The sequence below is a fragment of the Rhodococcus sp. BP-241 genome (assembly GCF_019836145.1).
In the GTDB taxonomy this organism is placed as follows: domain Bacteria; phylum Actinomycetota; class Actinomycetes; order Mycobacteriales; family Mycobacteriaceae; genus Rhodococcoides.
The window spans coordinates 723,805-744,559 of the sequence record NZ_JABUEI010000001.1; the positions used below are offsets into that span (position 1 = coordinate 723,805).

Here is a 20,755-nt window from a genome sequence, read left to right on the forward strand (position 1 = left end):
TAACCTCGGGCGCGTGACACTGCTCTCGACACGACCCCGCCGACGCTCCACCACCCTCGTCGCCGCGGCAGCGGTCACCGTCGTCCTCTCGCTCGGGGCGTGCGGGACCGACACCGACGTACCCGCGACCGAGGAGCTGACCCCCAGCACGTCCGCGGTCACTCTCCCGGTCTCCGCCGTCACCACCACGCTGGTCGATGCCGGAGCCGAGCCGCGGACCGTCGTCACCGCGACCCCGTCGGAAGCAGAGCAGACCGCGACCCTCGTGGCCGAGTCGACCATCAGCCAGCAGATCGACGCTGCCGAGGCGCAGGACTTCTCGACCCCGCCGCTGACGCTGCCGATGACGGCGACCTCACGCTCGGCGGCCGGGTCCGACGGACTCCAGGTCGACATGACACTCGGTGCCGCCACCACGTCGGACGCCACCCTGCAGGCGAGCCTCGGGCCCACCGCGGGATCGTCCGCAGGCTTCGCGACCACGCCGTCGGGTGCCGTCACCGCACTCACCATCGATCCGTCGCCGGACGCCCGGGACATCGCTCGATCAGCCGTCGAGCAGGCGCTGTCCCAGGCGGTGTACCGCGCCGTCCCGTTCCCGGCAGAGCCCATCGGCGTCGGCGCGAGATGGACCGTCACCCAGGAGGTCGTCAGCGGGATCTCGCTGCTGCAGACGACGACGGCGACACTCACCTCGTTCGACGACGGCGTCGCGACGGTCGACGTCGCCGTGACCCAGTCGCCGGAGGAACCGATCTGGCAGCTGCCCGACGAGCAGGGCACCCTGAACATCGAGTCGTTCGTGATGACCGGCCAGGGGCAGTTGCGGATCGATCCGTCCAAGCCGCTTCCCCTGGGCGGCACGGTCGCCGTCGGCGGCGACCAGGTCTACCGGGACGCCAACAGCCAGACGACGCTGAAGCAGACCACCAGCAACACGGTGACGTGGAGTTGAGACGACTGGGCGCGGTCACGGCAGCGCTCGCGGTGGTGCTCGTCGGATGCGGCACCGATCGGGACGTCGGCGACACACCGAGCGAGGCCACGCCCGAGGCGCCCACCGTCGGGCTCCCCGCCTTCACTCCGGTCCCTCCGCCGTCGGCCACCGGCACCGGCCCGATCACCGACAACGCTCTGCTCGCCGGTCGGCTCCTGAGCATCGCCGACCTCCCACCCGGCTACACCGGCTACGACCTGCCTCCGCTGGACCCCAGCGCTCCGGGCGCGACGGCCGAGGACCGGTCGAGCACCGACCCCGCCGAGTGCGCCGCGGTGCTGGCGCCCATCGCCACCCAGGTGCCCGGCGTCATCAGCGCCGCATCCGTCTCCTACGGCGGACCCGACTTCTCGTCGATCGACCAGGACGCCGCGAGCTACGACGGTCCCGGCGCCCTCACCGCGTTCGCGGCCGTGCAGGACTCGCTCACACGATGCGCGACCTTCAGCGGCACGGACGCCGACGGTGTGCGGGTGGACTACCGCGTCGGCTCCTCGACCCTGCTCACCGACGTCGCCCCGATCGGCGACGCCTCCGTGGCGGTGCGACTCGCGGTGAGCAGCGACGGCGTGTCCCTGACGACGGACGCGATCCTCACCGTCTCCGGATCCACCCTGAGCCAACTGGTGGCCACCGGGACCGAGCCCGTCGACCCCGACCTGGTGCGGACGCTCGCGCGCACCGCCGCCGACCGGCTGCGCTGAGACACGACGACGCCGGCACCACCCGAAGGTGATGCCGGCGTCGTGTGGTCGGTACTGCGGTGTCAGGCGGTGCAGGCAGGCGAGGTCAGCTGCGCCAGCGACACGATCGCGCAAGCGTTGTCCTTCGACAGCTTCCACTCCCCGTCCTCGGCCACGTAGGCGACCTGGAGCGGGTTGACCTGGCCACCGAGATCGATGGTGGCGTTGGAGCTGAGCGTGCCGTCGCCCAGATCGGTCACGTCGAGGACCTGAATCTTCGCGTTGTTCACGCGAGCGGCCTCGGCGACCTTGTTGATGAGCTCCGGATCGGCTTCCGCGCCCTGCACGTACTGGACCTTCTGCTCGAGCGGCACGTTGGGATCGAGGCTCTCCTGCAGGCGCGTGTTCAGCTCCTCGGCGGTGGGAACCGGGGGGAGATCGGACGGTGCCTCGGCAACTGCGCTGGAGGTGGTGGCTGCCGACGTGGTGGCGTCGGTGGTGCCGCCGTCCTCGCCGCTGCTGCACGCCGTCATCGTCAGGGCGGCGGCGACTGCCATGCCTGCCACCAGTGCGCGTCCGGTACGGGGAAGCTTCACGTGTACGTCCTTACATCTCGTGAGTTGACTCGGTATCGAGCGTCGGGCCAGACCTTACCGACCAGTTCTGAGGAAACGGTAAAGCTCGTCGCGCCCTCGAGAGGGGTCACAGGGTGGGCGGCGTCGGTCGGCGCGGTGGCCGCCGCGCGCACCGCACGGGGTAGCGCGCACTCTGCATCCTGCGCAGAACACCGCGCGCTGCGCACGGGGCGAACCCCTGGCCGGGTGGAGGATGCCGGGTTCGACGCCGAACCCGCATGCACCGCGCACATTCGGTCCACCGAGCTCCGATCAGTCGAACAATGAGCGATTCAGCTGATTCGGGAGGCTGCGAATGTCGCACCCTGACCCGCGCTGCCATTGCTCGCGTAGGTGAGATGCGCAAAGGAATTGAATCCGCCGATCTGGCACACCGGGTCTCCGAAGTTGCAGAAACTGCGGGCGCGCGGGCCGTAGGTTCCGCTCGCCGACTCGATGGTCCTCCCGGTCAGACCGAACGGGTTGCCGAACACGACGACGGCCTCGACCCGGTCGGCGACGCCGGCGGGCAGCACGGAACCGGTGAGACTGCTCGGGGTGCGCAGACCCACGGCATTGGTGACCACAGTGGCACCCTGTGAGTACCCACCGATGATGAATTGCGTTGCAGGACATGCTGCTGCGACGGAGGTGATGTGCGCGACCAGGTCACGCGAGCCGGGCCCGGCGCTGGCCTGCGAGAAGTCGGCAGCGTAGTTCACGGCGTAGGTGCTGACGGACCGTCCGGCGAGCGTGGAGGTGACACTGCTGGTGAAAGGTCCACCGGTGATGCCGAGTCCGGGCAGTTCACCGGTCCCGCGTGCAAACGAGACGTCGACGTCCGTACACGGCGCCGCGGTGGCCACAGCGCTGGGAACGACCAGGGCCGCAGCGGCGACAGACGCCGCTGCACACGCCCGAGCGAGAAGTCTGACATTCATGACGAGCCTTTCCCCGAAGGTCAGTGGACTCGGTCACAGTAACGGACGGAAATGTCGGGTGACAGTACTTGTTCGCACACATCACAATTGCACGAACGCATTTCCCGCATGTCACCGGAAACGCCGAAGACACGGAAGGAACGAGCGCCGGAAGACCGTCACGACGAGCAGTTCGGACGCCGAAACCCCCTCGTGTCGTCCCGGGCGTCGACAGATGCTGCCGACACACCGCTCAGACGCCGAGAACGGCTCGGGCCTGGAGAGCCACCGTGCGATCCGCCGCGAACGCCGCCGCCCGCAGCACGGCCGACGCCGCGGGCGCGTCGATCCGGTGACGACCGGCCAGGACACCGATGGCCTCGTCGATCAGGTCGCACTCACCGCCCGGATCCGCCGGTACGCCTGCCAGGCCGGAGGTGACCAGTTCGTCGCCCAGCACATCGGCGAGTCTGCCCACCGCCGCGACGGTCCTCTCGTCGGGTGTGCCGAGGGGACCGCGTCCGTGGCACTGCAGGGTGCCGACCCGGCTGGCTGTTCCGAGCGCGACGGTCCGGACCCATCGCACCCCAGACTCGATGAGACAGTCGACCAGCAGGGGCCATCGCGCGCAATCCGCCGCCGAGTCGACCGACACACTGTGCATCCGACCGTCTGCCATCGTCTCCGCGTGGGGTCCCTCGCCCAGGAGGTACTGCAGATCCGCCAGCTGCACGGCATCGTGGGCGGTCGGGTACAGCACGCGCCTGCTGTCCGGGGCGTGCGCGGAGGTGAGTACTGCGGTCGCTCCGTCCGCGTACAGGAGATCTGCACAGACGGCGACCCACTCGGCTCCGCGCAGACCCGCGAGCGGGTGCCGCTGATCGCTCACCATGGGAGCGAGGCTCGCAGCGTGAACTCGGTGCCGGGCACGGGCACTCCTCGTCGTACGGGTGCGGCGACAGACGCCGCAGTCACGCGTATTCGGCGGTGCGCGCCCCGCGGATGGGTCACAGGACTCGATCGGTGAGCCTCAGGCCAGACTGTCCATCGGATCCGCCACCGCGAGGTGCTCGTCGTCTCCGGAGAAGGTCCGCGCCACCCCGGGGCCCGTGCTCCGCGTCTCGAACCGCACGGTCACCACGTCGTGCCCTGCGCCCTGCACCCACCCGTGGCCGTACTCGTCGTGTCGGACGTCGAGCCCCGGCCGCCAGAGCAGGACGTCGCTCGTGACGACCGGCGCGGGCTCGGCCGCGGTGACCGAGGAGTCGACGTCGAGGCCCTCCTGGTCGAGTTCGGGGAACAGCGACTCCTGCCGGACCGTCGACAGCCCGGCGAGGCCCACGCCCACGAGTCGGATACTGCCGAGCTCGCGCGGATCGAGAGCCTGCCGCTGCGCGGTGGCCACGATCGTCGCCAGATCGACCGTCGCGTACGGCAGTGTGGCCGAACGGGTCACGATGCTCATGTCGGACTTGCGGAGCTTGAGGACGACGGTGCGGGCCGCCCGCCCGTCCTTCGTCAATCGGGTGTGGGCGGCCTCCGCGCTGGCGACGATGGCGGATCGCAACCCGGCCATGTCGACGATGTCGGTGGCGAAGGTGGTCTCGGCACTGACCTGTTTGGACTCGGCGCGTTCCGCCACGGGTCGATCGTCGAGACCACGTGCGAGACGGTGCAGGCTGGGGCCGACGGCGGAACCGAGTACGGACGCGGCCTCCGCCTCCGGCATCGCGGCGAACGCACCGACCGTGTGCACTCCCAGTCGGCGGAGCTTGTCCTCGGCCACCGGCCCGATGCCCCACAACTTCCGCACCGGCAGAGTCTCGAGGAGGGCGGCCTGGTCCGCCGGAGAGACCACCCGGATGCCGTCCGGCTTCGCGAGACCCGAGCCGATCTTCGCGATCTGCTTGCCCGCTCCTGCTCCGATGGAGGCGACGAGCCCGGACGCGTCCAGGACTGACGCACGCAGCGCGGCGCAGAACTCCTCCACCTCGGCGACGGTCGCTCCCGCCAACTCCGCGGGCTCACCGAACGCCTCGTCGAGCGAGAGCTGTTCGATCACCGGCACGACGCGCCGCACGGTGTCGAAGACGACGGTGGAGAGAGCCGAGTAGACCTTGCCGCGGGGCGGCACCACCACCGCACCGGATCCGACGAGTCGTCGAGCCTGGTGCATCGGCATCGCCGACCGGGCACCGAACACGCGTGCCTCGTAGCTACATCCCGCCACGACGCCTCGACCACCGCCACCGCCGACGAGCACGGGTCGGCCCCGCAGCGTCGGCCGGGTGAGCTGCTCGACCGACGCGAAGAACGCGTCCATGTCGAGATGCAACACCCAGCGTCTGCTGCGCTCGGCCGACCCGCCGCTCACACCGTCAGGCCTTCACCAGCGATGCCCGCACTCCGTCGCCGAGATCGACTGCTGCCGAACCCGGATCGCCGACCTGCAGATCGGTGGCCAGGATCTCGCCGGCGATGAGATCGCGGTGCGTGTCGAACCAGGACCGGCGCTCGGCGGGAACGTCGACCGTCACCGCGATGCGGTCGGACACGTCCAAACCCGCGGAGCGTCGGGCGTCCTGGAACTCGCGGATGCGATCCTTGGCCCACCCCTCGGCCTCGAGCTCCTCGGTGACCTCCGAGTCGAGCACGACCAGCCCGGCATTGCCCGGGAGCGCCGCCGTCGACTCCGGTTCCGCCGCGACCAGGCGCCGGGTGAACTCCTCGGGCAGCAGCTCGAGACCTGCCGCCGTGACGACGCCGTCGGTCTCGCTCCACTCCCCTGCCTTGACCGCCTTGATGACCGCCTGCACCTGCTTGCCCAGACGCGGACCGGCCACGCGGGCGTTGACGACGAGCTCGAAACGGCCGTGCACGTCGACGTTCTCGGTGAGATCGACACGCTTGACGTTCACCTCGTCGGCGATGAGGTCCGCGAACGGGCGCAGCCGCTCGGCGTCGTCGGCGGCGACGGTGAGCTCCTGCAGCGGCAGGCGGACGCGCAGGTTCTTCGCCTTGCGCAGCGACAGTGCCGCGCCGCAGACGGTGCGGACCTCGTCCATCGCCGCGACCAGCTCGGGATCGGCCGGCAACTCGGTACCGACCACCGGCCAGTCCGCGAGATGCACGGAGCGCCCACCGGTGAGTCCCCGCCAGACGACCTCGCTGACGAGCGGGAGCATCGGGGCCGCGACGCGGGTGAGCACCTCGAGCACCGTGTGCAGAGTGTCGATCGCGTCGGCGTCCTCGTTCCAGAAGCGCTGACGCGAGCGCCGCACATACCAGTTGGTCAGCGCGTCGCAGAACTGACGCAACTCGTCGCACGCCCCCGCGATGTCGACCGCCTCCAACGCCTCGGTGATGACGCGCGTGGTCTCGGCCAACTTGGCCAGGATGTAGCGATCGAGCACGTTGGTGGAATCGGTCCGCCACGTCCCCGGCTTCGACGCGTACAGCTGCAGGAAACTCCACGCGTTCCACATCGGCAGCAGTGCCTGCCGCACACCCTCGCGGATGCCCTGCTCGGTGACGATCAGGTTGCCGCCCCGCAGGATCGGGGACGACATGAGGAACCACCGCATGGCATCGGAGCCGTCGCGGTCGAACACCTCGTTGACGTCCGGGTAGTTGCCCTTGGACTTGCTCATCTTGAGCCCGTCCTCGCCCAGCACGATGCCGTGTGCGGCGACCGTCCGGAAGGCGGGCCGGTCGAACAGCGCCGTCGCCAGGACGTGGAGGGTGTAGAACCACCCACGCGTCTGACCGTTGTACTCCACGATGAAGTCGCCCGGGTTGTGCGTGGAGAACCACTCGGCGTTCTCGAACGGGTAGTGCACCTGGGCGAACGGCATCGAGCCCGACTCGAACCAGCAGTCCAGTACCTCGGGGACTCGACGCATGACGGACCTGCCCGTGGGGTCGTCCGGGTTGGGACGGGTCAGCTCGTCGATGAACGGCCGGTGCAGGTCGGTCGGACGGACGCCGAAGTCCGCCTCGATCTGGTCGAGACTGCCGTACACGTCGGTGCGCGGGTACGCGGGGTCGTCCGACACCCACACCGGGATGGGGCTGCCCCAGTAGCGGTTCCGGCTGATGTTCCAGTCACGCGCGCCTTCGAGCCACTTGCCGAACTGGCCGTCGCGGATGTGCTCGGGCACCCACGTGATGTCCTGGTTCAGCTCGACCATCCGGTCGCGGAAACTGGTGACGGAGACGAACCACGACGGCACCGCCATGTAGATCAGCGGCTGACCCGAACGCCAGCTGTGCGGGTACGAGTGCTCGATGGTCTCGTGCCGCACCAGCTTTCCCGACGCCTTGAGGTCCTTGATGATCACCGGGTTGGCATCGAAGATCATCAGACCCTCGTACGGCGGCACCATCGCGGTGAACTTGCCGCCGGCGTCGAGCGGCTGCACCACCTCGATACCGTTGGCCGTCGCTACGTCCATGTCCTCCTCACCGAAAGCCGGTGCGAGGTGGACGATTCCGGTACCGGAGTCGGTGGTCACGTAGTCGGCCGACAGCACACGGTGACTGTTCTCGTGACCGAGGAAGAAATCGAACGGCGGCGCGTAGGCGAGACCGATCAGATCGGCACCGGTGTGTTCGGACACCACCACGGGCTCGTCGCCGAACTCACGGGCGTAGTGCGACACCCGATCTCGGGCGAGCACGACACGGCCGCCCGTGCCGTCCTCGATCTGCACGTAGTCGATGTCGGGGCGTACGGCCATCGCCAGGTTGGACGGCACGGTCCACGGGGTGGTGGTCCAGATCAGTGCGTCCGCACCGTCGAGCGGGGAGCCGGGCGCGCTCAACGTCATCCGCACCGTGACCGCTGGGTCCTGACGCATCTTGTAGGCGTCGTCGAGCCTGGTCTCCTGGTTCGACAGCGGCGTCTGCTCGTACCAGCTGTAGGGCAGCACACGGAAGCCCTGGTACACCAGGCCCTTGTCGTGCAGTTCCTTGAACGCCCACATGACCGACTCCATGAAGTCCAGGTCGAGCGTCTTGTAGTCGTTGTCGAAGTCGACCCACCGCGCCTGGCGCGTGACATAGTCGCGCCACTCGCCGGTGTACCGCAGAACGGACTGCTTGCAGTACGCGTTGAACTCCGCCAGACCCATCGTGTCGATCTGGCTCTTGTCGGTGATGCCGAGCTGCTTCTCCGCCTCGAGCTCGGCGGGGAGACCGTGACAGTCCCAGCCGAACCGTCGCTCCGCCTTGCGCCCGCGCATGGTCTGGAAACGCGGGATCAGGTCCTTCACGTAGCCGGTGAGGAGATGGCCGTAGTGCGGGAGGCCGTTGGCGAAGGGCGGCCCGTCGTAGAAGACGAACTCATCCGCGTCGGCACGCGCGTCGACGCTGGCTCGGAATGTGCCGTCCGCGTCCCAGTGCGCGAGGACCTGCTGCTCGAGAGCCGGGAAATCGGGACTGCCGGACTCCGAGGCGTAGCGGACGCGGGGGTACCCGGCGTCGGGTGTCGAGGTGTCGTCGGTGGTGGTCATGGCTGCGGTGCTCCTGTGCCCGTTCGATGCGGCACGGGGACGACGACCGGCACTCTGCGCCGGAAGCCGCGGTACCACCCCGCTTGGCCGCCGAGGCGACCCACTCTCCGATCGAGCTGTGACGGGCTCGACCCGTCCGGTTCTACTGAGCACGGACCCGTGCGGGCCGAGACCGTTCTTCCGGACAGCTCCCCGGTGATGGCCGGATCGTCGCTGAACTACTTGTACTTCGACGTGAGGAAGTCTACCGCCGCCGGCCCACGAGGGCACCGGCGAGCAAGAGGACCGCACCCACGAGACACACCGCGATGCAGGCCCAGGCCCACATCACGGATCCCGTGACGAGCGAGACGACGAGTAACGCGAACCCGACGCCCGCCAGAACCAGCGTCAGAACAAGCACGCACTCATCCGTTCACCCTCGATCCCCCCGCTGGTTCCCCCCGGAACAGCCTCGACGAGGACGGATCAGTTGTTGCCCTTGGCGTACGACTGTCCGAAGTTCGACGACTGGCCGTTGTCCTTGCTGAACGGATCCTGACCACTGTCGACCGGCAGTGCGGACGAACGCTGGTCGAGTTCCTGCAGCTGGGACTCGAGGTAGGACTTGAGGCGGACCCGGTACTCGCGCTCGAACGTCTTGAGGCGCTCGATGCGCTCCTCGAGGACCGAACGCTGCTGGTTGATGGTCGCCATGATCTCGGTGTGCTTGCGCTCGGCATCGCTCTCGAGCGCGTCGGCCTTCTCCTTGGCCTGGCGCAGCTGTGTCTCCGAGCGCGTCTGTGCGTCGGACAGCAGTGCGTCGGCCTTCTGGCGAGCCTCGGAGACGAGGGACTCGGCGCGGCTCTGCGCCTCGCTGACCAGACGGTCCGAGTTGGCGCGAGCGCTCCCGAGCAGCTGCTCGGACTCGGTCTTCGCGTCACCGGTGAGGCGATCGGCCATCTCCTGGGCGAGACCCAGGATCTTCGCAGCCTGCATGTTCGAATCGCCGGCGGACGACGCCGCGGCGGGGGCAGGAGCCGGTGCCGGAGCGGCCTGGACGACCGGTGCCGGCTTGGCGGGCTCCGGACGCGGTGCCGGTGCGGGGGTGGGAGCAGGCGCGGGGGCAGGGGTGCTCTGACGCGACGCTGCCGAGCTCTTGGCCTCGGCGAGATCCTGATCGAGCTCTCCGACCCGCTGACGCAGGTCGGCATTCTCCTCGATCAGGCGCGACAGCTCCTGTTCGACGAGATCGAGAAATGCATCGACCTCGTCCTCGTTGTATCCGCGCTTACCGATGGGCGGCTTGCTGAACGCGACGTTGTGCACATCGGCGGGAGTCAGCGGCATGGAAGGGTCCCTTCACGCGTCTCGAGAGCGGTGGAGCATCGACAAGCGATGTACGCGAGCATTCGTTCGATCAACAGTGGCAGTGGCACCCGGCTGCCGTAGTGGGGGCAACCAGGACATTCAGTTATATCGCACAAAGAGCGATGGTCACTCATCGTGCACCTTCGAGCAACATTCTGTCACACGGGACACTGTCGCCGTCGACGGAACTCACCGTCAGCCGACGCCCTGCACCACGCGCATCAGGATGAAGACGATGAAGAGCAGCACCATGATGGACAGGTCGAGCCGGACACCGCCCAGATTCAGTGGCGGGATGATGCGCCGCAGCAGTTTGACCGGCGGATCGGTGACCGTGAAGATCGCTTCGAGTACGACCACGACCACACCCGTCGGACGCCAGTCACGTGCGAAGGATCGGATGAACTCGACGATGATCCGGCCGATGAGCAACAGCCAGAAGACGAAGAGGATGAAGTACAGGACCGCGAACACTCAGCTCACCGTCCTGCGAGACGCAGGAGAGACCGACACCGACACAACTTTCTGATCACGCACGACACCACAATGCCATCTCGCGACACGGGGAGGCCATCTCGCGACACGGGGAGGCCATCTCGCACCGCGAGACCGGCCCACCGCGCCGTGTGAGACGTCACTGCTGGTTGTAGAAGCCCGTCTCGGCGATCCGGCGACGCTCTTCGGCGGAGACGTCGACGTCGGCGGGTGAGAGCAGGAACACCTTCGTGGCGACCTTGTCGAACGAACCACGCAACGCGAACGCGAGGCCCGCGGCAAAGTCGACGAGGCGCTTGGCGTCGGCGTTGCTCATCTCGACCAGATCCATGATGACGGGCGTGCCGTCACGGAAGCGCTCGCCGATCGTGCGCGCCTCGCTGTAGTCGCGCGGACGCAGCGTGGTGATGGTCGACATGGGGCCCCCGTCGTCGAGTGCGGCCTGGCGGCGGTCGGACACGCGCGGTTCGGCGTGACGGGGCTCGCTGCGACGCAGCTCCGAGTGCGGGTCCATGCGAGTGTCCATCGCGAGGGCGCCGCGGGTGGAGGTGCGCATCGCGCCGCCGGAGCGGGATCCGCCACCGGAGCGCGACGACAGCGGCGCCACCCGAGCACTGTGCCGGGGCTCGGGACGCTCGTAGTCGTCGTCCTCGTCCCGGCGACCACCGACGAACGCCGGCTCGGCGTAGTCGCGATCGGCGTAGTCATGGTCGTCCATCGATTTTCCGTATCCGCCACGCGACGACCGGGATGCGACGGGCGCATCCGTGTCGTCGAGGTAGTCGTCCTCGAAATCGTCGAGTGGGACCATGCCGAAGTAAGCCTTGAACTTGTGCAACGTGCTCATCGGTCGACCTTCCTGGCGTGGCGGTGTGGCTGGTACTCGTGTGACTGGAGTAAGTCCGTGGTGACGATGGTGTTCATGTCGTCAAGGCGAGGTTATCGGCCGTGGGCCGAGGATTGCGGTTCCGACACGCACACACGTGGACCCGTGTCGGACAGCCTCTTCCAGGTCGCCCGTCATCCCGGCCGAGAGTCCGGTCGCGCCCGGATGCGAGGCGAGGACCTGCGTGTGAAGACGCTGCAGATCCTCGAACGACGCGTCGGCGTCCGCACCCAACGGGGGCACCGCCATGAGCCCGGCGAGTCGCAGACCCGAGGTCTCGGACACCTGCGCGGTGAGTGCCTCCAGGTCTTCGCGGTCCACGCCTCCGCGATGCGTGTCACCGTCCAGACTCACCTGCACGTAGACGTCCAGATCCGCAGTCCTGTCACCGTTGTCCACCGCACCCGCGACCGCCTTGCCGAGTGCGGTGACCAGACGGTCGGTGTCCACCGAGTGGATCGCATGTGCCCAGGCGGCAACAGCTTTCGCCTTGTTGCGCTGCAGGCGGCCGATCATGTGCCAGCGCACACCGTCGGTGCCGATCTCGGCGACCTTGGGAGACGCGTCCTGCTCGCGCGACTCGCCGAACTCGGTGCACCCGAGCTCGCGCAGCAGTGCGACGTCGGAGGCCGGGAAGAACTTGGTGACGGGAAGCAGGGTCACGGAATCGGGTGCGCGATCCGCGGCCGCACAGGCGCGCGACAGCCGATCGCGGACCTCGGCGAGATGGTCCTCGAGATACGTCCGCCGATCGTCCGGCGCGGTCACGAGGTCGTGTCCATCCACACGACACCGGCGTGCCGCCCCGTGGGCGACCCGCGGCGGTGGCTGAACAGCGAACGGTCCGTGATGGTCTCGCGCGGATCCGCGGCCACTCCGGCGACGCCGGCCTCGAGCAACTGGCGACGCAGGCCCGCCCGGATGTCGAGACCGGGTGTGCCCTTGCGAGTACGCGTCGCACTGCCCGGCAGGTGGGTCTCGACGTCGATCTGCATGGTGCGGGGCACCTCGTAGTCGTCTCCCCCGGCCGCCGGGCCGAGGAACGCCTCGATCCGGGAGACGGCGGCGCCCGCGGCCACCATGGCGTCGAGAACGCGCGGGACGATGCCGATCCGAGCACCGACGCGGCCGGCGTGAACGGCGGCGACGACGCCCGCGGCATCGTCGGACAACAGGAGCGGTACGCAGTCGGCGGCCAGGACGACGAGCGCGAGGTCGCGCTGGGTGGTGACGAGGGCGTCGGTGGCCTCGACCGGTCCGGAGACCGGTCCGTCCACCGTCGCGACGGATCGACCGTGGATCTGGTCCATCCACACGAGACGCTCGGGAGACAGACCGATCTTCTCGGCGAGACGACGCCGATTGGCCTCCACGTGCGCCGGGTCGTCACCGACGTGATCACCGAGATTGAAGGAATCGTAGGGCGGTTCGGACACGCCTCCGGCGCGTGACGTCGTCACGCGCCGGACACGGTAGCCGCGGTCGGAGATGCTCACCGACGCATGAAGGAGGGCACGTCCACGTCGTCGTCGCCCTCGTCCTCCACCCGGACGGGATGTCCGGTGGCACGCGCGGCGCGCTCGCCGATGGGGGGAAGAGACGAGGACGGCGCGTCGCGGAAGACGGCGGGACCGTCGTCCTCGGTACGCGTCTCGCCCGCGCGGGCCGTTCCCACGGTGGCGCCGCGAGACTGACTCTGCGGTGCCTCGATGGGGCGACGGGCCGGACCGCTGCCGTCGAAACCGGCGGCGATGACGGTGACGCGCACCTCGTCGCCCAGCGAATCGTCGATCACGGTGCCGAAGATGATGTTGGCGTCGATGTGCGCGGCCTCCTGCACCAGCGATGCCGCTTCGTTGATCTCGAACAGACCGAGATCGGATCCGCCGGCGATGGAGAGGAGCACTCCGCGTGCACCCTCCATGGACGCCTCGAGCAACGGCGAGTTGATGGCCGACTCGGCCGCCTTGATGGCGCGCCCCTCGCCGCGCGAGGACCCGATGCCCATGAGGGCGCTGCCCGCACCGGACATGACGCCCTTGACGTCGGCGAAGTCCACGTTGATGAGGCCGGGAGTGGTGATGAGGTCGGTGATGCCCTGGACACCGTTGAGCAGCACCTCGTCGGCGGAGCGGAACGCGTCCATGAGGCTGACGGCCGCGTCGCCGAGCTGCAGCAGCCGGTCGTTCGGGATGACGATGAGGGTGTCGCACGACTCGCGCAGACCCTGGATGCCGACGTCGGCCTGACCGCCGCGTCGCTTGCCCTCGAAGGAGAAGGGCCGCGTCACCACACCGACGGTGAGGGCGCCGAGCTTGCGCGCGATGCTCGCGACGACGGGGGCTCCACCGGTGCCGGTACCGCCACCCTCGCCCGCGGTGACGAACACCATGTCGGCACCCTTGAGCACCTCTTCGATCTCGTCCTTGTGATCCTCGGCGGCCTTGCGGCCCACCTCGGGATCGGCACCCGCGCCGAGGCCTCGGGTGAGTTCGCGACCGACATCGAGCTTGACGTCGGCGTCCGACATGAGCAGCGCCTGCGCGTCCGTGTTGACCGCGATGAACTCGACTCCCTTGAGTCCCTGCTCGATCATGCGGTTGACCGCGTTGACGCCGCCGCCGCCGATGCCGACGACCTTGATTACGGCGAGGTAGTTGTGCGGGGGCGTCATGGGCTCTCGCCTTCCGTGGTTGGTGTGCATGATGCAGTCGAGGCAAACCCTCAACCTGAACCATAGGTTCATAGTTATGTCAAGTGATCGACTGGGTGAAACGCTAGAGACACCGCTCGGCGGGTTCCATTAGGCGCGCCGACACGCGCAGGAAAAATATGTGGGACGTCACCGTCACCGAATGGTCGGCAGATCCGGACTCGACACGTCGTAGGTCTGACCCGGCTGAGTGAGCAGTGGCAGAGCGATGGACGCCTTGTACTCCGTGTCCTCACTGCTCCCCCACACCACGACCCGGCCGTCGTACAACGTCAACGACACCGCCGAGATGGTCGGCGCGTCGATCTGTGCCACCTGCGATCGCAGCGGACCGGGCAGCGCGGTGAGCACCGACAGGGCCGCACGGGTCTCGAGGTTGCCGAAGGACGGGCTGGCCACCACCATGCGCACCACCCCCGGCGGGGGCGGTTCCACCGCGAAGTCGACGGCCTCGGCGTCCATCAGATGGGTACCGTCCGCCGCGTCGAAGAAGACGACGGGAACGCGCTCCTCGACCGTGACCCGCACCGTGGACGGGTACACGCGCTGGACCCGGACCGACGCGACCTTCGGGATGGCGGCGACCCGCGCCGCGGCAGCATCCGTGTCCACTCTCGGCAGGGGTGTCCCCTCCGCGACCTCCAGCGTCTGCACGACCTGCTCGCGCGAGACCGCGGCGTTGCCGTTCACCTGCACGGAGGAGACCGCCCACAGCGGACCGAAGTACGACACCGCCACGAAGGCGACCGAGGCGACGAGCGCGAGAAGGATCAACAGCTTGCCGCGGCGACCGACACGCGGTTCGCGCGCCGGCGCCCGCGTCGACGTGCGCGACCGCGTCGACCGCTCCGCACCGACACGACGCGGTGTGGCCGCGGGTCGGGTGCGGCCGGTACCGCGCGCGTTCACGGTCTGTCGTCCTGCCATGTCACGTCCCGAACTCAGCGCCGCGCCGGGGTGGAGCGGAGAGCGTCGAGGATCTGGCTTCCCAGCATGGTCACGTCGCCCGCGCCCATCGTCACCACGATGTCGCCGGCGACACACAGGTGCGCCACCTGACGCGGCACGGCGGACAGATCGGGCTGGTAGTGCACCGGCTTGGTCACCGACCGGGCCACCGTCGCTCCGCTGACACCGGGAACCGGCTCCTCGCGCGCGCCGTAGACGTCGAGCACGACCACCTCGTCGGCCAGATCCAGGGCGGCCGCGAACTGGTCCGCGAAGGTCACCGTGCGCGAGTACAGGTGGGGCTGGAACACGACGATCACGCGACCGGGGGTCGCGGTGTCCGCGGTGCGCACCAGGTCCGCCGCGGCACCGAGCACCGCGCGGACCTCGGTGGGATGGTGGGCGTAGTCGTCGAACACGCGCACGCCGCGCTCACGGCCCTGCAACTGGAACCGTCGGTGCACACCGGCGAACCCGGCCAGCCCCTCGATGATCTCGTCGACTCCGGCCCCGGTCTCGCGCGCGGCGACGATGGCGGCCAGCGCGTTCAGCGCCATGTGCCGGCCGGGCACACCCAGGCGCACGGTGCGGGCACGGTCCTCGCCGGCCAGCCGGAACTGCACCACGCCGCCGGTGTCCTCGGGCTCCCACCCGAGCAGCGTCGCGGACACCTCGGCGCCGTCGACCTGCGCGTCCTTGGAGCCGTACGTCAGAACCCGCACACCGTCGGTCGCCTTCGCGGCGACCCGACGCGCCAGCTCCCGCGACCCGGGGTCGTCCGTGCACACCACCAGGGCACCGCCGGCGGACAGACGAGCGGCGAAATCGTCGAACACCTGGACGTAGGCATCCTCGCTGCCGAAGTAGTCGAGGTGATCCGCCTCCACGTTGGTGACGACGATGACGTCGGGGTCGTACTGCAGCAGCGACCCGTCGCTCTCGTCCGCCTCCGCGACGAAGACCTCGCCGGTGCCGTGATGAGAGTTGGTTCCCGCTTCGTTCAGCTCGCCGCCCACGGCGAAGGACGGATCCGCACCGCAGTGCTGCAGCGCGACGACGAGCATCGACGTGGTGGAGGTCTTGCCGTGCGTCCCCGACACCAGGACGGTGCGGAAACCCTTCATCAGCGAGGCGAGCACGGCCGGACGCAGGAGGACGGGCACACCACGCTCGGCGGCCGCGACCAGCTCCGGGTTCGTCTTCGGGATGGCCGCGTGCGTCGTGACCAACGCCGTCGGGCCGCCTTCGAGCATGTCGAGCGCCGACGCGTCGTGCCCGATCCGTATCTGGGCACCGCGGGCGCGCAGCGCCTTCACGCCACGACTCTCCTTGGCGTCGGAGCCCGACACCTGGCCACCGCGCGAGAGCAGGATCCGGGCTATCCCCGACATGCCCGCTCCCCCGATGCCGACCATGTGCACGCGCTGCAGTTCGGGCGGCAGGGTCGCGTCGACGGTGTGTCGCGTCATGCCCGACCACCTCGTCCGGCGACCTCGAGAACGATGCGCGCGACCTCCGCGGCGGCGCCTCGATGACCCGCGCCCGCGGCGGCCGCACTCATGGCCGACACGCGATCGGGATCGGTCAGCAGCGACACCACGTCGGTGGCCACGAACTCCGGCGTGAGGTCGGCGTCGGCGATCACGACACCACCGCCGGCCGCGACGATCGGGCCCGCGTTGAGTTCTTGTTCCCCGTTGCCATGGGGCAAGGGTACGTAGAAGGCGGGCAGACCGACGGCCGAGACCTCCGCGACGGTCATCGCGCCGGACCGGCACACGACGGCATCGGCGGCAGCGTAGGCGAGGTCCATGCGGGTCAGGTACGGCACCGCCACGTAGGGGGCGTCCGGATCGGCCGTGGCGACGTCGAGGGTGTTCTTCGGGCCGTGCGCGTGGAGCACCGACACGCCGGCGGCCGCGAGCGCGGCCGACGCGCCGGACACGGCGAGGTTGAGCGAGCGGGCGCCCTGCGACCCACCGAACACGAGCAGCACGGGACCGTGCTGCGGCAGTCCGAAGTGCGCACGCGCCTCGGCGCGCAGTCCGGCGCGGTCGAGCTCGGTGATGGTCGGCCGGACGGGGATGCCCACGATCTCGGCCTCCGACGACCCGCGGCCGTGGATCCCGGAGCCGGCGACGGCGGCGAGGACTCTCGTCGCCAGGCGGGCGCCCACCTTGTTCGCGATACCGGCCCGCGCGTTCGCCTCGTGCACGATCACGGGCACCGTGCCGCGAGCGGCGAGGTAGGCCGGCAGCGCGACGTACCCGCCGAAGCCGATCACCACGTCGGCGTCGACGTCGCGCAGGACCGCACGCGTGGCGCGGACCGATCGCACGACGTTCGCCGGCAACGCGAACAGCGACCGGGTCAGCCTGCGCGGCAACGGCACCGGCGGAACGAGTGCCAACTCGTAACCGCGGGCGGGTACCAGCGTCGTCTCGAGCCCGCGTTCGGTTCCGAGTGCCGTCACCCGTATCGACGGGTCCAGCTCCCGCAGGGCGTCGGCCACCGCGAGAGCTGGTTCGATGTGTCCCGCCGTGCCGCCGCCGGCGACGACGACGGACACGCCGGAAGAGCCTGTCACCGGTGATGTCTCCGTTCTCGTGATCGTGCGTCGCGGGCAGCGGCGCTGCGTGCCATGTCCGCGGCGCCCCGTCGGGGATCCCGCGCGGACGGGCGTCCGGACGCGTGTCGCTCGGGAGCGGGGCGTGCCGCGCGGGACTCGGACTCGCGTCGTCGCGCCTGTGGCGGCAACGCCTGGCGCGCAGCGGGTCCCGCCACCCCCGGTCGGCCAGGACCACGCGTTCCGCCTCGCGCCTGCGACGCCTTGACCGGCGAGTAGGGCTCTGGCACCGGCAGTCTGAGCAGTCTGCCGAACTTCCCGTCGTGACCCGACGCGAGTGCGGCCACCGCCTCGGGTTCGTGTCGCGAGATGTTGGCGAGCAGCCCGAGCACCAGAAGTGTGATGGCGGTGGACGTTCCGCCCGCGGACACCAGGGGCAACTGCAGTCCCGTCACGGGCAGGAGCCCGATGACGTAGCCGATGTTGATGGCGGCCTGCGCGAGGATCCAGACAGTGAACGTCGCCACCAGGATCTTCATGAACGGATCGGGCACCCGCGCCGCGATGCGCAGGCCCGTGAAGACCAGCAGCCCGAACAGTCCGATGACCGCGATGCACCCGACCAGGCCGAGTTCCTCGCCGATGATCGCGAAGATGAAGTCGTTGTGCGCGTTGGGAAGATAGCTCCACTTGGCTCGGCTCTGACCCAGGCCGAGACCGAACAACCCACCGTCGGCCAGGGAGTACAGCGCCTGCCGCGACTGGTATCCGGTGCCCTGCGGGTCGCTGCCGGGGTTCAGCCACTGCTGGATACGCGCGGAGCGGTACCCGGCCGTCAGGGCGAGCACCACCGCCGCCAGGAAGAGGCCGCCGACGACCGATCCGAACACCTTGACCGGCAGACCCGCGAACCACAGCAGAGCCATGAGGATGATGCCCAGGGCCACGGTGGTACCGAGGTCGGGCTGCATCACGATGAGGAAGAAGATCACCATCGCGGCGGGCACAAGGGGAATCAGCAGACCCTTGAGGTCGGCACGCTCCGCCCGGCGCGACGCCAGCAGGTGCGCGCCCCACACGGCGAAGGTCACCTTCGAGATCTCCGACGGCTGGAGGCCGACTCCGCCGATGGTGAACCATCCGCGGGTGCCCTGCGCGACCGTTCCGATGCCGGGGATCAGCACGAGCACCAGCAGGATCACCGACACCACGAACATCGGGAACGACATCTTGCGCAGGATCCGGATGGGGAGGCGCAGCGCCACGACGAACAGCACCAGGCCGACCACGGTGAAGATGGCCTGCCGGGTGAACATCGTGTACGCGGAACCGTCCTCGGCGTAGGCCTCGACGGACGACGCGGACAGCACCATGACGAGTCCGAGGATGGTGAGCAGTGCCGCCACGGTGACGATGAGGTGGAAGGACGCGAGGGGCCGGTCCACCCATGTCTCGAATTTTGCGCGGACGGGTCGTCGACGCGGAGCCGTACGGCCGGGGCGGGCGGAGGTGACCGGCTCGGTCACGGGTCCGCCGGCGCGCGACGGGGGTGTCGTGGCGCCGCGGGCCGGGCTCATGCCGGCGTGCCGTGGTCGGCGGTGGGAGCGAGATCGTGCGGGCCGAGGCTCGCGGCGGCGGCGGCGAAGCTGTCACCGCGGTGCCCGTAGTCCCGGAACTGATCGAACGAGGCGGTCGAGGGTGCCAGGAGCACGGTGGTTCCCGGCTCGGCGCGGCGCGCGGCTGCCCGCACCGCCTGTGCCATCACTTCGTCACCGTCAGTCACATCAGTCGCATCGGCCACTCCAGCATCGTCTCCCGACGGCACCCGATCCACGGGCACATCCGGCGCGTGTCGCCCGAGTGCTGCCGCGATCACGTCGCCGTCCTGGCCGAACACCACGGCACCGACGAGCCGCGGGGCGACCTCGGCGACGAGATCGTCGACCTCCGCGCCCTTGAGCAGACCGCCCGCGAGCCACACGACGCGCTCGTGCGCGAGGATCGACGACCTCGCGGCGTGCGGATTGGTGGCCTTCGAGTCGTCGACGAACAGCACCCCACCGAGCTCACGCACCACGGCGGCGCGGTGCGGTCCGACGCGGAACGACCGCAGACCGGCCGCGATGTGCTCGGCCGAGACCCCGGCCGCGCGCGCGAGCGACGCCGCGGCGAGCGCGTCCTGCAGTCCCGCGGGCCCTGCGGGTTCGATGGCGTCCGTCTCCACCAGCGACTCGGCGTCACCGAACGCGCGGTCCACGATCGTGCCGTCCACGACACCGACATCGCCGGCAGCAGGGTCGTGCGCAGTGAACCCGACCGTGATCGGAGCCGCGGCGCGCGCTCGCAGCGTGGACGCGATCGCGTCGTCCAGCCCCACCACGGCGACGTCGCCGTGCAGCGCCTGGAGCTTCGCCTGGACGTAGGCCTCCATGCCGCCGTGCCAGTCGAGATGGTCCTCGGCGATGTTGAGCACCACCCCGGCCGCGGGTCGCACCGACGGCGCCCAGAACAATTGGAAGGAGGACAGTTCCACGGCGAGCACGTCCGCCCGGGGGTCGCGTCGCAGCGCGTCCACGACCGGTACGCCGATGTTGCCGCACGCCGCGGACGCCACGCCCGCCGCGTCGAGGACGGCCGCGAGCATCGACGTCGTCGTGGTCTTGCCGTTGGTCCCGGTGACCACCAACCAGGTGCGCGGCGGCCCGTAGACCTCGGCCTGATCGATACGCCAGGAGAACTCGATGTCGCCCCACACCGGCACGCCGACCGTGAGCGCGGTGGTGAGCAACGGCGAATCGGGGCGAAATCCCGGGCTGGTGACGACGAGTGCGCTCTCGGCCACCGCGTCGCGGTCGGTGGCGATCGCGTCCATCGACACCGTGTCCACCCCGAGATCGGCGCACGCCTCGAGGGACGACGCGTCCGAGTCGGCCACCGTCACCGAGGCTCCCACCTCGAGCAGCGCGGGAATCACGGCGCGGCCGGACACCCGGCCACCGGCGACGAGAACCCGGCGACCCCGGAGGTCGAGCGGTGACGTGAGGGGTTCGCGGGGATCGTGCAACACCAC

19 protein-coding genes are annotated in these 20,755 nt (G+C 69.5%); 2 read left to right on the top strand and 17 right to left on the bottom strand.

Annotated features, from left to right (window positions below):
- Nucleotides 1-13 precede the first annotated feature (13 nt).
- Both HQ308_RS03365 and HQ308_RS03370 read left to right on the top strand, forming a co-directional pair.
- The gene (locus tag HQ308_RS03365) at nt 14-955 is read left to right on the top strand and encodes a hypothetical protein (protein ID WP_156380553.1); all 942 of its coding nucleotides are present in this window, start codon (nt 14-16) and stop codon (nt 953-955) included.
- Nucleotides 946-1,701: a sensor domain-containing protein gene (locus HQ308_RS03370; protein ID WP_037185720.1), complete on the top strand. Its 756-nt coding sequence runs from the start codon at nt 946-948 to the stop codon at nt 1,699-1,701. Before HQ308_RS03365 ends, HQ308_RS03370 begins: the two co-directional genes overlap by 10 nt.
- A 62-nt stretch (nt 1,702-1,763) precedes the next feature.
- Here HQ308_RS03370 and HQ308_RS03375 read toward each other — a convergent pair whose 3' ends face one another.
- The 17 genes from HQ308_RS03375 to murD all read right to left on the bottom strand — a co-directional run bounded on the left by HQ308_RS03375 (nt 1,764) and on the right by murD (nt 20,749).
- Nucleotides 1,764-2,276 carry a hypothetical protein gene (locus tag HQ308_RS03375; RefSeq protein WP_027505863.1) on the bottom strand — a complete coding sequence of 171 codons (513 nt, stop codon included), beginning with the start codon at nt 2,274-2,276 and terminating at the stop codon, nt 1,764-1,766.
- Nucleotides 2,277-2,587: 311 nt separating this feature from the next.
- Nucleotides 2,588-3,235, bottom strand: coding sequence for a cutinase family protein (locus HQ308_RS03380; RefSeq protein ID WP_027505862.1), 648 nt, complete (start codon nt 3,233-3,235; stop codon nt 2,588-2,590).
- A 232-nt stretch (nt 3,236-3,467) separates the two neighbouring features.
- Nucleotides 3,468-4,106, bottom strand: coding sequence for a hypothetical protein (locus HQ308_RS03385; RefSeq protein ID WP_222645405.1), 639 nt, complete (start codon nt 4,104-4,106; stop codon nt 3,468-3,470).
- Between the two features lie 138 nt (nt 4,107-4,244).
- Nucleotides 4,245-5,537 carry a DNA polymerase IV gene (locus tag HQ308_RS03390; protein WP_373428381.1) on the bottom strand — a complete coding sequence of 431 codons (1,293 nt, stop codon included), beginning with the start codon at nt 5,535-5,537 and terminating at the stop codon, nt 4,245-4,247.
- A gap of 55 nt (nt 5,538-5,592) precedes the next feature.
- Nucleotides 5,593-8,727, bottom strand: a complete 3,135-nt coding sequence (gene ileS / locus HQ308_RS03395) for an isoleucine--tRNA ligase (protein ID WP_222645406.1) — start codon at nt 8,725-8,727, stop codon at nt 5,593-5,595.
- A 244-nt stretch (nt 8,728-8,971) separates the two neighbouring features.
- A complete protein-coding gene (locus HQ308_RS03400) occupies nt 8,972-9,130 on the bottom strand; it encodes a hypothetical protein (RefSeq protein WP_222645407.1) in 159 nt (52 codons plus the stop codon).
- 65 nt (nt 9,131-9,195) lie between these two features.
- Nucleotides 9,196-10,056: a DivIVA domain-containing protein gene (locus tag HQ308_RS03405; RefSeq protein ID WP_027505857.1), complete on the bottom strand. Its 861-nt coding sequence runs from the start codon at nt 10,054-10,056 to the stop codon at nt 9,196-9,198.
- A gap of 216 nt (nt 10,057-10,272) precedes the next feature.
- On the bottom strand, nt 10,273-10,551 hold the full coding sequence (locus tag HQ308_RS03410; RefSeq protein ID WP_027505856.1) for a YggT family protein: 279 nt from the start codon (nt 10,549-10,551) through the stop codon (nt 10,273-10,275).
- Between the two features lie 160 nt (nt 10,552-10,711).
- Entirely contained in the window at nt 10,712-11,419 is a 708-nt protein-coding gene (locus HQ308_RS03415; protein ID WP_027505855.1) for a cell division protein SepF, read from the bottom strand.
- 81 nt (nt 11,420-11,500) lie between these two features.
- Nucleotides 11,501-12,226: a YggS family pyridoxal phosphate-dependent enzyme gene (locus HQ308_RS03420; protein ID WP_222645408.1), complete on the bottom strand. Its 726-nt coding sequence runs from the start codon at nt 12,224-12,226 to the stop codon at nt 11,501-11,503.
- A complete protein-coding gene (gene pgeF, locus HQ308_RS03425) occupies nt 12,223-12,948 on the bottom strand; it encodes a peptidoglycan editing factor PgeF (protein WP_027505853.1) in 726 nt (241 codons plus the stop codon). Before pgeF ends, HQ308_RS03420 begins: the two co-directional genes overlap by 4 nt.
- 2 nt (nt 12,949-12,950) lie before the next feature.
- Nucleotides 12,951-14,132, bottom strand: coding sequence for a cell division protein FtsZ (gene ftsZ / locus HQ308_RS03430; protein WP_027505852.1), 1,182 nt, complete (start codon nt 14,130-14,132; stop codon nt 12,951-12,953).
- Between the two features lie 174 nt (nt 14,133-14,306).
- Nucleotides 14,307-15,098 carry a cell division protein FtsQ/DivIB gene (locus HQ308_RS03435; RefSeq protein ID WP_222645409.1) on the bottom strand — a complete coding sequence of 264 codons (792 nt, stop codon included), beginning with the start codon at nt 15,096-15,098 and terminating at the stop codon, nt 14,307-14,309.
- A gap of 14 nt (nt 15,099-15,112) precedes the next feature.
- Complete coding sequence (gene murC / locus HQ308_RS03440) at nt 15,113-16,588, bottom strand: UDP-N-acetylmuramate--L-alanine ligase (protein ID WP_222645410.1); 1,476 nt, start codon at nt 16,586-16,588, stop codon at nt 15,113-15,115.
- Nucleotides 16,585-17,706, bottom strand: coding sequence for an undecaprenyldiphospho-muramoylpentapeptide beta-N-acetylglucosaminyltransferase (gene murG / locus HQ308_RS03445; RefSeq protein ID WP_222645411.1), 1,122 nt, complete (start codon nt 17,704-17,706; stop codon nt 16,585-16,587). The genes murC and murG overlap by 4 nt, the downstream gene beginning before the upstream one ends.
- Nucleotides 17,703-19,262: a putative lipid II flippase FtsW gene (ftsW, locus tag HQ308_RS03450; protein ID WP_222645412.1), complete on the bottom strand. Its 1,560-nt coding sequence runs from the start codon at nt 19,260-19,262 to the stop codon at nt 17,703-17,705. Before ftsW ends, murG begins: the two co-directional genes overlap by 4 nt.
- Entirely contained in the window at nt 19,259-20,749 is a 1,491-nt protein-coding gene (murD, locus tag HQ308_RS03455) for a UDP-N-acetylmuramoyl-L-alanine--D-glutamate ligase (RefSeq protein ID WP_222645460.1), read from the bottom strand. Before murD ends, ftsW begins: the two co-directional genes overlap by 4 nt.
- Nucleotides 20,750-20,755: the final 6 nt, after the last annotated feature.